Genomic DNA, 12,679 nt, shown 5'->3' on the forward strand with positions numbered 1-12,679 from the left:
CAGCCAATAACCTCCTTTATGTTTGAAAGGGTTTACATACTGTAAGATTAATAGAGTTAGAGTATAGTTGTCTATACCACATAAGTCCTGTTCTAGTTAAAAACTTCCATATATTTAATTAAAACGATAGTTCTTTTTGACTGTTCTGAAAATTATGCATTTCATTTATTGACTCCATGATTTGTTTGCAGATTTCCCAAATTTCATTTGTAAAAATGAATGCTTGTTTGCTAGTTTTCTACTATTCTTTAATTTTTTCCAGGTTTGTTTGATGAAACAGTATTTTTGCAGAGGTCTCCATTTAGACAAAAAAGCAGAATCCATTACGGATTCTGCTTTATCTTTGGAATTGCACATTATGGAGGCCTGCGAAGATCCCGCCCTGTTCTATTAACTCATCATGTGTACCTTCTTCGGCTATGCCGTCTTCTGTGACAACCACCACTCTGTCTGCATTTCGAATGGTTGCAAGCCTGTGGGCAATCACAAGTGTAGTGCGGTTTACGGCAAGCTCATTCAACGCAGTTTGAATAATCTGTTCGGTTTCTGTATCCAATGCCGAAGTTGCTTCATCCAAAATCAAAATCGGCGGATTTTTCAGGAACATTCTTGCAATGGCAATTCTTTGTTTTTGTCCGCCAGACAGCTTTAATCCCCGTTCCCCAATTTGAGTTTCATAGCCATCCGGAAGAGATGCAATGAAGTCCTGCAGGTGGGCTTTTTGAGCTGCGTCCGCAATTTGCTCGTCTGTTGCCCCAAGCATTCCGTAAGCTATATTTTCTTTCAGTGTACCGGTAAACAGGAAGACATCCTGCTGAACAATGCCGATTTGCGATCTCAGTGATTTTTTCGTCATGTCCCTGATATCCATGCCATCGATCTTAATGCTTCCGCTATTTACATCATAAAAGCGTGGAATCAAAGAACAAATCGTTGTCTTTCCGGCACCTGAAGGTCCAACAAAAGCAACTGTTTCACCTGCTTTTATTTGAAGGTCAATCCCCTGAAGCACCGATTTATGCTTGTCATAACTAAATGCTACATCTTGAAAGCGGATATCACCCCTTAAGGATTCAACCTCAATGGCATCTTTTGCATCCTCAATCTCTGGCTCAGTATCAATAATTTCCAAAAAGCGTTTGAAACCAGCCATTCCTTTTGGATACAGTTCCATCAGGGCGCTAATTTTATCAATCGGTTTTAAAAGTACATTCACATAAAGCACAAATCCGACCAATTCTCCATATGATAGCTGCCCGTTGAAGCTCAGCCAGGAACCGTACACTAGAACAATCAGCGTAACTAATCTGGTCAGCATATAAACTCCGGAAGCACTAAAGCTCATAATTTTATATGCTGCAAGCTTGGCAAGACGGAATCTGCCATTGTTTTCTCTAAATCTTTTAATTTCATAGCTTTCATTTGTAAAAGACTGAACCACACGCACTCCAGATACACTATCCTCAACCTGGGCGTTCACATCAGCAATTTCACCGTACATCCTTTTCCATGCTTTGTTCATTTTAATATTGCAAAATGTAATCAGCCATACAAGAAAGGGAAGAACAAATATCGTTATAAGAGCGAGCTTCACATTGATCGTCAGCATAATCCAGAAGGCACCCGCAAACGTCATGACCGCAATGAATAAATCCTCGGGGCCATGATGAGCGAGCTCTCCGATATCCATAAGATCATTTGTCACCCGGCTCATGATATGCCCTGTTTTGGTATTATCAAAGAAGCGGAAAGACTGCCTTTGAACGTGCTGAAAAAGCTGCTGCCGCATATCTGTTTCGATATTGATGCCCAGCTTGTGGCCCCAATAGTTAACAACAAACTGCAGAAGTGTGCTGGTCAAATAAAGAGCAAGCAGGCCGGCACTTACAGAAACAATCATGGACCAATTCCCGCTTGGAAGCAGGCTGTCGATAAACCACTGAACCGCAAGCGGAAAGCCCAATTCAAGAATTGCCACGAATACCGCCGAACTAAAATCAAGAATGAATAGGCGCTTATGTGGCCTATAGTAGCTAAAAAACCGTCGGATCATCATAATCTCCTTTTTCTGAAAAAATCAAACATAATAGGATTATAAATTCACCAGGAATATATTACAAGAAAAACCCGTCCCTATTTATTTCCTGAAACGAGTCTGATAGTTAGAGGTTATATTACGGCTTAATTCCTAAGAAAGGCCGATGTAATCGTACTTCGCAGTTATTTTAGATTCTTGATTTAAACTGAACTTTACGGATCATTTGATTGATTACCTCTGAAATGACAAGTCCTACTGCGATTGCCCCTGATATCATGAATGCTTTCGCAGCCAGCTGAATTGCCGTATTATAATCATTTTCAACAAAATTCCGCATTGCATTATAAGCAATCCCCCCTGGGACCAATGGAATGATGCCGGCAACACTGAATATAATAATAGGTGTTTTATACATTTTGGCAAAAATCTGGCTGATCACTGCAATGGTAAAAGCAGCGATTAATGATGAAATGACAGCATCATACTGCCAATTGACAAGCCAAATATAAACAAACCAGCCGACCATCCCGACAAACCCGCATTTCAACAGTGATTTTTTCGGAGCGTTGAAAAGCACTCCGAACCCTGCTGAAGCAATAAAGCTTGTAATCATATGTGTCAACATAAACATACGCATATTCCTCCGCTAATGCATTTCATTTAGAAAGTGAATACAAGAGCAATCCCAGCTCCAATGGCAAATGCCGTCAAAAAGGCCTCAGCCCCTTTTGACAGACCAGAAACAAGGTGCCCGGCCATTAAGTCCCTGACTGCATTTGTTATCAGCAGCCCCGGAACGAGCGGCATGACTGAACCGATGATGATCTTATCAAGTTCTGTTCCCGCTCCTGTGTACACAAAGAAATAGGCGATAAGGCCAATTAGTAATGAAGCAATAAATTCAGAGAAAAATTTAATCTGGACCACTCTATGTACGTATATAAAAGAAACAAAACCAAGACCGCCTGCAATCATGGCTGGAATAAAATCTGTCCAGCTTCCAAGGAACATAATTAAAAAGCACCCGCTTGCAATGGAGGCTGCAAGAATCTGCTGATAAACAGGGAAAGTATAGTCGGCACTTTCAATTTCCCTCAGCCTTGCCAAGGCTCCCTTTCCATCCAGTTCACCGCTGCTGATCCTGCGTGAAACTCCGTTCACTAATGTTACTTTATACAAATCCGTTGACCGTTCTGAAATCCGAATCAGCTTTGCCGGTTCAGTTCCATCCGTTGAAAATATGATTCCGGTTGGAGTCACATAGCTATGGGAGTGCGGTATACCCAGGGAGGCTGCAATCCTGGTCATTGTGTCCTCTACCCGATAGGTTTCTGCACCGCCCTGAAGCATGATTTTCCCGGCAAGCAAGCAGATCTCTATTACTTCTATTGTTGGAGGAAATTCTTTCCCCATTCTTTCACCTGCTTTACAGATCAAAATTTAAAACCTTCATATATAGGGTTACATCTTAACGGAAATGGTAAACGAAAGAAAGACCTTTTGTCTAAAATTTATATAAAAATGTTTCGTAAACTCCGGCAGCATATTCTAAAAGGCAGAATTAAAGCTGAATAAAAAAAGCGATTATCCCTTGCAGAATAATCACTTTCCCATTATTTCTTCCGGATTCCAAACTGCGCATTAAGCTGACCCTGAATCATTTTTGAACGTGATGCCTGATCGTCTTTTTTCTTTTTTCTCTTTAATTCCGAGCGGATTTCTTCCGTTCGGACTCCCTCCTCCCTTTTGTTGGCTATGTCGATGAGCGTCTCTACATCGCTAAAAGAATACTTCCTGCTCCCGCGTTCTGATCTTTCAGGGAAAATCAATTTCCTCTCTTCGTAATACCGTATCTGCCGTTCACTAAGTCCTGTCAGTTCGCTGACCGTCCCAATCGAAATGACTTTTCTGGTTTTGTAGGATGATTCACTTTCCAATCATGTCACCTCAATCTAACCATTTTCTTTCATTATACTAATCTTTCAAACATTTTCATCAATCCTGTCAGAAAATCTAACAATACAGCAAAAACAATGTAAGAAAACTTAACATAATACATGAATATGAGCTAAATTTCTTTTAGAATAAAAAAAACATTAAAGGAAAGGGGAGATAGTGAATGCAATATTTACGGAAGGCGATTGAGAAAAAACGGCAATATCTAATCGGCCTGCTGGTCAAATCTGGAAGCGAATATCAGCATTCTGAACCGGCTCTGCAAAAGCTGACCTTAACAGAACTTGAGGTAATATTTAAAAAACACAGCAATCGAAACCGTTATTAATCAGGGGGCCCGTATGGAAACTAAAAATACAATAGATTTGGCGAGAAGAATTATTGAACTCGATTTATTGCGTGATCAGCTATGGGAAAGTTTAACGGCAGCAGCCGGTGATTATGCTTATGAAATTTTAAGAAATGAACAAAATAGTTAATACTGGAACGCTTGGAAAAGCGTTCTTTTTTATGTCTATGTTAAAGTTTTGTAAATTTATAATTCCCCCTTTTTTTGTCCTCATTATTTTGGTATCATCCTATTATCGAATTCCGATATCGGTTTTCGAAATTAATAAGGAGGCATTTGCTTGGAAGATAAAATATTGCGTAAGCTGTTCCTGGGGTTTATTCAAATCCATATACTTCACCATGCAAAGGAACATCCTGTTTTCGGCGCTTGGATGGTGGAAGAGCTGAAAGAGCATGGATATAGCATCAGTTCCGGAACATTGTATCCTATCCTGCATTCGATGGAATCAGACGGGCTGCTTCATCAGGAGAAGAAAAATGTAGATGGCCGAATCCGAAAATATTATACTGCAACAGAAAAAGGAATTTCGGTGCTGGAGGAAGCCAGAAAAAAAGCTTATGAGCTTTTTAAAGAGATTAAAGACTAAAGGAGATGCATATGAACAAAAACAGAACTGGCTTAAAATCTTTACTGGAAATATTAATGGTTTCAACAAGGCTTGGACTTACCTCTTTCGGGGGACCTGTAGCTCATCTCGGCTATTTTCACGATGAGTATGTCCGCAGAAGAAAATGGATGGATGAGAAAAGCTACGCAGACTTAGTTGCACTTTGTCAGTTCCTGCCCGGACCGGCAAGCAGCCAGGTTGGCATTGGCGTTGGTGTCATGAGGGCCGGAGTAGCCGGCGGAATTATGGCTTTCCTTGGTTTCACATTGCCATCTGTTATTGCTCTGATTATTTTTGCCATTCTTCTTCAAGGCATTAATCCTGCGGAAGCCGGCTGGATCCATGGACTCAAAATTGTCGCGGTGGCTGTAGTGGCTCATGCGGTTTTGGGAATGGCACAAAAACTTGTACCTGACCTGCCGCGAAAAACGCTGGCACTGTTCGCGATTATCATCACACTTTTATGGCAGACAGCCATCACTCAGATAGCGGTCATCCTTATTTCTGGGTTTATTGGATTTTTACTCTACAAGAAGCATGCAGATAACAGCGAAGCCCGTATGGATTTCCCCATTTCAAAAGGGTTTGCGATTGGCTGTTTAGTGTTGTTTTTCGCCCTTTTAATAATTCTTCCAATTTTAAGGGAGTTAACCGCATTGGATTGGGTTGCTCTTTTTGACAGCTTTTATCGCTCCGGATCTCTGGTTTTCGGGGGCGGCCATGTTGTCCTTCCTTTGCTGGAACGTGAATTTGTCCCAACAGGCTGGCTAAGTGAAGAAGCTTTTCTGGCTGGCTACGGTGCAGCCCAAGCAGTGCCAGGGCCGTTATTTACTTTTGCTGCCTATCTTGGGGCAGTGATGAATGGCTGGCAAGGCGGTTTGCTTGCAACGGCCGCGATCTTCCTGCCTGCCTTTCTGCTGATATTAGGCACCCTCCCATTTTGGGACACACTTCGCCGCCATCCTAACATAAAGGGTGCATTAATGGGTGTAAATGCTGCAGTTGTCGGCATTTTAATCGCTGCCTTTTATCATCCAATTTGGACCAGCAGCATCCTGGAGCCGGCTGATTTTGCCTTTGCAGCAGTACTATTCAGCATGCTTGTTTATTGGAAGCTGCCGCCATGGATTATTGTTGTGACAGGTGCCATCGGCGGAACGATATTAGGATCAATATTTTAGAAACGCATCTAATGAGAAAAGCTGCCTGGATTAGGCAGCTTTTTTCTATAGCGGTATTTCAAGTACAATTCTTGTCCCTTTAGCTTCTGCTGAATAAACATTTATGGAACCGCCTGCAGCTTTTGCTCGTTCTTCCATGCTAAAAAGACCAACTCCTCTGGAGACTTCATTAACATTGAACCCTATGCCTTTATCTTCAATGACTATACGGATTTCTTCTTCCATCTGCCTGATTGTGACTGCTGCCTCATCTGTTTCAGCATATTTCCTTATGTTTGTCAGGGCTTCCTGAATGATCCTGTAGATGGTGATTTCTTTATTAGAACTAAGACGGGTAGCCAAGTAGCAATCAAAATGGACGTTGATATTGTGATGTTCTGAAAATCGGACCAGGTAGGATCGAATCGCTGGTATCAGACCAAGATCATCAAGCACAGAAGGACGCAGTTCCCATGAAAGGTCTCTCAGCTCCTCAATGACTTCAGCAGCCTCATCCTGCATCTGATCAAGCAGCGGGTGGCTTATTTCCGCCTGAAGCCTATTAATGGTAATCAGATGGCTGTACAAATTCTGTCCTATTCCGTCATGAAGCTCACGAGACAATCTTTTCCGTTCATCCTCTTGAACCTCTATGATCCTGGTCATCATTTTTTGCAGCTCTTCTTCTGCATTTTTTCTTTGCGTGACTTCATGGCGAATGGCAAGATGCTGATAAGGTTTCCCTTTTTCATTAAGGAATGGGACGATGGTGGTATCCACCCAATAATGTGTGCCATCCTTGGCTCTGTTCTTGATCTCTCCTTTCCATACCTGTCCGGAAGAAATTGTCTTCCACAAATCTCTGAAATATTCTTTAGAATGGTAACCTGAGTTGATAATTTTATGATCCTGTCCAAGCAATTCTTCCCGTGAATATTTTGAGATGCTGCAGAATTGATCATTTACATAAGTAATGGTGCCTTTCTGATCTGTAATTGCCACAATGGATGAAGCATCCAGGGCAAATTTTAAATCAATCAGCTCGTTTACGGAATTTTTCAGTTCCTCCACAACACGCTTATATTCAGTTATTTCATTCCGGATCGCCAGGTATTTATATGGCTTTCCTTTGTCATCAATGAAGGGAACGATGGTGGTATCCACCCAATAATAAGTTCCGTCTTTAGCTTTGTTTTTAATTTCCCCGCGCCAGACTTCCCCGCTCGAAATAGTTTCCCAAAGTTTCTGCATAAAGTCTTTGGAATGGTAGGATGAGTTGATAATTCTATGATCTTTACCAACCAGCTCATACGCAGAATATTTCGACACCTCACAGAACTTTTCATTCACATACGTAATTTTTCCTTTTTTGTCTGTAAAGGCCACAATTGTTGATTCATCCAGGGCAAATTGCAGATCAACCAATTCCTTTAATGAATATGATTGCTGCTTTTTTAATCGGGAACGGTCTTTGACTGAATGAAAGACGATTAAATAATAGGTTTCTTCTCCTTGCATGAAAGAATTAATTCTATAAAAGATTGAAAATACCTGACCATTACGATGCCGGCCATATTGGTGTACCACTTTGCCCTCTTCCGTTTCATGCAGAGTGATCTCAGGGAGCAGTTCCTTCAGGCTCTTCCCCTGCAGTTCATTTACCCTATATCCAAATTGCTCTTGCGCCTGCTCATTCGCATAGGAGATGACCCCAAATCTATTAACAAGAATCGTTGCATCACTGGAATCAGGAGCAATCTCTCTCTTTTTCGGCAACTGATTATTCCTGTCCATTTACGTTCCTCCAGTTGCATTTTTTAACCATTCAGCTTTAGTTCAAGTGTCCTCGCTGCATTCCTTGCAGTGTTTTGCTTGTTTTCATTTATAGGCTGACCTGACCGGTTCCCGATCAAGAAGACCCCTTTAGGGATTCCTTTAAAATGAATGGGAACAGCATATGCATACTTCAGGGCTTCAGCAAGCATAATCGGGTATTCCAATGCCTTTCCAGCAACATATTCCGGGAAGTTTTCTACGTACATCGGCCTGCCGGTTGAAATTACCTTTCCTGCAATGCCTTTGCCGTACCTTACTGTAATCCGCTTATATTTTTCGTTGCTATTTCCTGCAGCATAATGCCATCTTACATCCGGGCCATCTGTATTTTGCAGTGCCAATCCGACAAAATCACAGTCCAGCTCTGTCAGCACCTTTTCACAAGCCTGATCAATAAGTGCGCTTCCCCCCGGGCTGCAACCCTTATATTCCATAACCAAGCAGCCCTTTCTTTAAAGCATACGCTACTAGTTCCGGCCTGGTTTTCATCTGAAGTTTTTCCATTAAATTACCTTTATGGGTTTCAACTGTCTTTACACTAATCACAAGCTGTTCAGCAATATCCTTATTGGAAAACCCTTTGGCTATTAAAGTAAGAACCTCTTTCTCCCTGTCAGACAACAGGTTGAATGTATCGGTGTTCCCCTGCTTTACACTTCCGATATATTCTTCCATCAGCCTTTTAGTTGCAGACGGATGCAAATAGGCATTCCCGCTTGCAACAGACCGGATTGCTGCGAGCAGTTCATCATGAGGAGCACTTTTTAAAATACATCCGGACGCACCCGCTTGGATCGCTCTGAATAAGTACTCTTCATCATCATGCATGGTCAAAATCAGGATCTGTATTTCCGGTTTTAATTTTTTCAATTCTGACGTTGCCGACATGCCATCTTTTCCATGGGGCATGCTCAAATCCATTACTACCACATCAGGCTTTAATTCAAGAGCCTGCTGAATCCCCTCGTTGCCTTCCGAAGCTTCACCGACCACCTGCATATCTTCATGGTTATTTAAAAGCATTTTCAAACCCATTCTGACTACCGCGTGGTCGTCGCAAAGTAAAATATTGATCAACCTTGCTCCCCCTTTACCATTTGTCCGCACGAGAAAAGCACAAGCGCCTTGCCTGCCCGAGGGGGCAGGCTGCTTGCGCCGGACAGTTCTCGAAGTACAAAGCAACAATTCCAGTGCTTATAGGCAACAAGGGAGCCGCTTTGCGAAGCCCCTTGTTAAGTATAATCTTAGTATAACGGAAGGCTGATATCTATTGTAGTCCCTTCACCGATTTTGGAGCTGATGACGCACTTGCCGCTGATTAAACACATTCTTTCAATCATGGCAGCAAGACCAGACGATTTTTGCATTCCAGCATTAACATCAAAGCCCTTCCCCTTGTCTTCGATGTTTATAGAAAGCTGTCCCGGTTTCCATTGCAGGAAGATGGCTGCACTCATTGTGTCAGCATACCTGGCTATGTTTGCCAGAGCTTCCTGGCAAACTCGGAACAAAGTAATGCTTTCTCTTTCATTGATTTGGACTTCCATCCCCTCATTTTGAAGATCCACTGTTATTCCATATGTGGAAGTGTATAATTTCAGATAACTTTTCAGCGCCGGCAGCAGGCCGAGGGTTCCCAGAGCAGGGGGATGCAATTCCACAGCCAGTAGCCTGATTTCCTGAATCGTTTTTTCCATCATTTGCGCCATATCTCCAATATAGCCTTTCATCTCGGGCTGATCGACCGCAGTTTGAATGAACTGCATGCCTGTATATAAGCTGTAGAGCGTCTGCCCGACCCCTTCATGAAGCTCCAGGGCGATGCGCTTGATCTCATCTTCCTGAGATTGAATAATATAGGAACTGATATTTTTCTTTGCTGGCTGGATCTCCATTTCACCCCTCCTCCTTACGACTTTATTTTTGCTTTTACTTTGCTTTTTTTACCCGATGGCTGGAAATGTCACTAAACATGCCCGCATATTGGACTACATCTCCAGCATCATTTTTAATAGCACTAATGGTAAGCCATTGGAGATATTCTTCTCCGTCTTTGCGGCAATTCCATATTTCCCCTTGCCAGAATCCATTTTTTTCGATTGAAGTCCATAAGTCCTGATAAAAGCCCTTAGTCTGCTTCCCTGATTTAAGGATATTCGGATTTTTGCCGACTACTTCTTCTTCCTTGTAACCGGTTATTTCTGTGAAAGCAGGGTTTACAGAGATTATTTTACCGCCCTTATCCGTTACCAGAATTCCTTCAATTGTATGATCAATCACCTGGCTCGCAATTTCCATTTTACCTTGGAAGTACATCCAGACAACCAGAATCAGGCTGGCAAGCGCCACTTCTGACAATGCCATAAAGCCAATCGCATAATGGCCGGTGATATTAAATAACAGGGTCAGGATCAGTGGCGGAAAAAACCCTCCCAGGCCGCCCATTGCGGAAACAATTCCGTTTACGATACCCGCCTGCTGCTGGAAGTACATAGGCACCAGCTTAAAGATAACACCATTCCCAATTCCCGCTGATAGAGCAATGCTTAAGCATCCAAATGTATACCATGTAATTGACGGAGATAATGATAGAATTACTGCAGAGATGGTATATACTCCAAAGACAAACATTAGAAGAATTAAAGAATGGAAACGGTCTGCAAGCCATCCGCCAATCGGTCTCATGGCAGTTGCAAGGACGATGAATCCGGCTGTCCTTAATCCCGCATCCACTTTATCGAGTTCAAAATGAGCAACCAAGAAATTTGGAAGATAAATGGTAAACGCAACAAATGATCCGAAAGTAATGAAATAGAATAAGCTCAAGAGCCACAGCTTTTCATTTTTATATACGCCTTTAATCTGTTCCAGAAGCGGAGTCTGCACTTTAACTTCTTTTTTATCACCAAGCAAGAAGTTTGCTGCAATGAAGATTCCGAGCAGGACAAGATAGATTTGTACGGTTAGGGACCATCCAAACTTTGTGGCAACAACCGGAGCCGCAAATGCGGTTATGGCTGTTCCAAGATTACCTGCCCCGTATATTCCATTTACAAACCCATGGCGCTCCTTTGGATAATACTTTGGAAGAGATGTAACACCGACAGAAAACACCGCTCCTCCAAGACCGAGGAATAATCCCCCGATCAGTAAATCAGTAATGGAATCAGCTATACTGATATAATAGACTGGAAATAATAATAGAATAAAGCTCAGCATAAAGATTATTCTTGCGCCAAACTGATTAGCATAATACCCCAGAGGAATGCGCAGCAGCGATCCAAGGATTACCGGAACTGCTGTTACAAGGGCTAGCTTGTCGGCTGGAATACTGATATCTTCCTTAATAAACGGCATAAGGGAGGATATCAGCACCCAAACCATAAACCCGGCTACTAAGTTTAACGTCTGCAAAGGCAGCTGTATTTTTCTGATCATTGTGTTCACACTCTCTTCTTTATTACATATTTTAATCCGGCTTCCTGATCAAAAGCAGCCCACCTGCTATCAGATGCTTCCACAGAGGAAGTCAGCGGGACTGCAAAAAAATTCATGTGGTCAAAATAAATACGCAAATGTGTTCCATCCGGACAGAGCCCGGTTTTTATTATTTCTTTGTGAACAAAAGGGGCTTTGTCATTTCCCTTTTCATCTAAAATTGCCACCTGCACATTTTGCCGGACAAAGCGGTCCAAATCTTCTTTTTTAATGAGTTCCACAGCTGCCGCACCCTCTTTTTGCAGGGTAAATATACATTTGATAACCCTGCAGATATTTCCAGAATGTTTCACTTGCATGTTCTTCTATGAATTCAATGGTTTCTTCTTCTGATTGCCATTTGCTCATTCCTTTTATCTCTGCTACAACAATGTTCATGCCGTCATGAGATTTCTCATCCAAATACCAGTTCAGGCGGACTCCCTTGAATAGTTCGGAAAGGAGCTGATCCACTTCTGGAGCAAAATCCCCGGATTGTTCTCTTACAAAACAAAAATCAAGATATGTCTCACTGTTCATAAAAATCACGCCCTCATGTTAATCGTCTTTTTATAAGCGAATACAGCCAAGGGAAAAAGAACAATATTCAGTCCGCCGAAAATCAGTACATTTACATAGTTTTCGTAATAGTATTGGTGGACCATATATTGGGTAAAGACAATATTCATCATTAATATCGCGGCCAAAATGATGACACCCAGGTAGCTACGCTTCATAACGTTTCACCCTCACTGCAAAGATTGCTCCATTCTCCACCTTAACCTGGATTTCCGGAAGCGGCCTTCTTGGCGGTCCCGCAGTTGGCGAACCAGTCTCCACATCGAACTTGCCGTGGTGGCAAGGGCAGATCATTTCACCTTGCTCCTTCACCCAAAATACCGGACAGCGCAAATGTGTGCACGCATTCTGATAGGCGACATATTTGTTCTCTGATAAGCGGATTAAAATGGCGTCATCATGATCCCCAGGAAACTTGAACTCCACTGCATCACCGATTGGCAGCTTGCTTACTTCAGTTATTTTCTTATGAGGATATTCTTTTTCGCCAAGCCCCATTAATTCTTTGGCAGCAACTGCCCCCCAGGGAAGGGAGGAAACCGCAAATACACCGGCGGCACCAACCAAAGTTTTCATGAACCCGCGTCTATCCAGTTTTCTTTCGTTATTCCGTTCGATATTATGCGTATAATTATCTTCATTAAAGGGAATCTTGTTATTCTTATCAGACATCC

At 42.3% G+C, this 12,679-nt stretch carries 17 protein-coding genes; 4 read left to right on the top strand and 13 right to left on the bottom strand.

The features are described 5' to 3' along the window. Positions 1 to 337: 337 nt before the first annotated feature. The 4 genes from AC0VZ9_RS18190 to AC0VZ9_RS18205 all read right to left on the bottom strand — a co-directional run bounded on the left by AC0VZ9_RS18190 (position 338) and on the right by AC0VZ9_RS18205 (position 3,975). Positions 338 to 2,053, bottom strand: a complete 1,716-nt coding sequence (locus tag AC0VZ9_RS18190; RefSeq protein ID WP_034296753.1) for an ABC transporter ATP-binding protein — start codon at positions 2,051 to 2,053, stop codon at positions 338 to 340. A gap of 172 nt (positions 2,054 to 2,225) precedes the next feature. Continuing rightward, entirely contained in the window at positions 2,226 to 2,669 is a 444-nt protein-coding gene (locus AC0VZ9_RS18195) for a threonine/serine exporter family protein (RefSeq protein WP_009333516.1), read from the bottom strand. Between the two features lie 29 nt (positions 2,670 to 2,698). Then, complete coding sequence (locus tag AC0VZ9_RS18200) at positions 2,699 to 3,451, bottom strand: threonine/serine exporter family protein (protein WP_475396590.1); 753 nt, start codon at positions 3,449 to 3,451, stop codon at positions 2,699 to 2,701. A gap of 200 nt (positions 3,452 to 3,651) precedes the next feature. After that, positions 3,652 to 3,975: a MerR family transcriptional regulator gene (locus AC0VZ9_RS18205; protein WP_009333514.1), complete on the bottom strand. Its 324-nt coding sequence runs from the start codon at positions 3,973 to 3,975 to the stop codon at positions 3,652 to 3,654. A 182-nt stretch (positions 3,976 to 4,157) separates the two neighbouring features. Here AC0VZ9_RS18205 and fbpA point away from each other — a divergent pair, with 182 nt between their 5' ends. The 4 genes from fbpA to AC0VZ9_RS18225 all read left to right on the top strand — a co-directional run bounded on the left by fbpA (position 4,158) and on the right by AC0VZ9_RS18225 (position 6,134). Further along, positions 4,158 to 4,322, top strand: coding sequence for a Fur-regulated basic protein FbpA (gene fbpA, locus AC0VZ9_RS18210; RefSeq protein ID WP_009333513.1), 165 nt, complete (start codon positions 4,158 to 4,160; stop codon positions 4,320 to 4,322). Positions 4,323 to 4,335: 13 nt separating this feature from the next. Further along, positions 4,336 to 4,473 carry a hypothetical protein gene (locus tag AC0VZ9_RS18215; RefSeq protein WP_019381184.1) on the top strand — a complete coding sequence of 46 codons (138 nt, stop codon included), beginning with the start codon at positions 4,336 to 4,338 and terminating at the stop codon, positions 4,471 to 4,473. A 150-nt stretch (positions 4,474 to 4,623) separates the two neighbouring features. Then, the gene (locus AC0VZ9_RS18220; RefSeq protein ID WP_019381183.1) at positions 4,624 to 4,932 is read left to right on the top strand and encodes a PadR family transcriptional regulator; all 309 of its coding nucleotides are present in this window, start codon (positions 4,624 to 4,626) and stop codon (positions 4,930 to 4,932) included. An 11-nt stretch (positions 4,933 to 4,943) separates the two neighbouring features. Beyond that, the gene (locus AC0VZ9_RS18225; protein WP_475396591.1) at positions 4,944 to 6,134 is read left to right on the top strand and encodes a chromate transporter; all 1,191 of its coding nucleotides are present in this window, start codon (positions 4,944 to 4,946) and stop codon (positions 6,132 to 6,134) included. A gap of 45 nt (positions 6,135 to 6,179) precedes the next feature. Here AC0VZ9_RS18225 and AC0VZ9_RS18230 read toward each other — a convergent pair whose 3' ends face one another. From AC0VZ9_RS18230 to AC0VZ9_RS18270, 9 genes are all read right to left on the bottom strand, one after another. Next, positions 6,180 to 7,907, bottom strand: a complete 1,728-nt coding sequence (locus AC0VZ9_RS18230; RefSeq protein WP_475396592.1) for a PAS domain-containing sensor histidine kinase — start codon at positions 7,905 to 7,907, stop codon at positions 6,180 to 6,182. 23 nt (positions 7,908 to 7,930) lie between these two features. Further along, positions 7,931 to 8,383 (bottom strand): GAF domain-containing protein, encoded by a 453-nt coding sequence (locus AC0VZ9_RS18235; protein WP_009333509.1) that lies wholly within the window; start codon positions 8,381 to 8,383, stop codon positions 7,931 to 7,933. After that, positions 8,373 to 9,026: a response regulator gene (locus AC0VZ9_RS18240; protein ID WP_009333508.1), complete on the bottom strand. Its 654-nt coding sequence runs from the start codon at positions 9,024 to 9,026 to the stop codon at positions 8,373 to 8,375. The genes AC0VZ9_RS18235 and AC0VZ9_RS18240 overlap by 11 nt, the downstream gene beginning before the upstream one ends. 167 nt (positions 9,027 to 9,193) lie before the next feature. Then, entirely contained in the window at positions 9,194 to 9,844 is a 651-nt protein-coding gene (locus AC0VZ9_RS18245) for a sensor histidine kinase (RefSeq protein WP_009333507.1), read from the bottom strand. A 34-nt stretch (positions 9,845 to 9,878) separates the two neighbouring features. After that, complete coding sequence (locus AC0VZ9_RS18250; protein ID WP_019381179.1) at positions 9,879 to 11,387, bottom strand: nitrate/nitrite transporter; 1,509 nt, start codon at positions 11,385 to 11,387, stop codon at positions 9,879 to 9,881. Positions 11,388 to 11,392: 5 nt separating this feature from the next. Further along, complete coding sequence (locus AC0VZ9_RS18255; RefSeq protein WP_009333505.1) at positions 11,393 to 11,668, bottom strand: hypothetical protein; 276 nt, start codon at positions 11,666 to 11,668, stop codon at positions 11,393 to 11,395. Beyond that, the gene (locus AC0VZ9_RS18260) at positions 11,655 to 11,966 is read right to left on the bottom strand and encodes a hypothetical protein (RefSeq protein ID WP_009333504.1); all 312 of its coding nucleotides are present in this window, start codon (positions 11,964 to 11,966) and stop codon (positions 11,655 to 11,657) included. Before AC0VZ9_RS18260 ends, AC0VZ9_RS18255 begins: the two co-directional genes overlap by 14 nt. Positions 11,967 to 11,971: 5 nt before the next feature. Continuing rightward, the gene (locus tag AC0VZ9_RS18265; RefSeq protein ID WP_009333503.1) at positions 11,972 to 12,163 is read right to left on the bottom strand and encodes a hypothetical protein; all 192 of its coding nucleotides are present in this window, start codon (positions 12,161 to 12,163) and stop codon (positions 11,972 to 11,974) included. Next, positions 12,153 to 12,677: a Rieske (2Fe-2S) protein gene (locus AC0VZ9_RS18270; protein ID WP_009333501.1), complete on the bottom strand. Its 525-nt coding sequence runs from the start codon at positions 12,675 to 12,677 to the stop codon at positions 12,153 to 12,155. Before AC0VZ9_RS18270 ends, AC0VZ9_RS18265 begins: the two co-directional genes overlap by 11 nt. Between the last annotated feature and the right edge of the window lie 2 nt (positions 12,678 to 12,679).

The organism is Cytobacillus sp. QJM3NY_8, assembly GCF_056173585.1.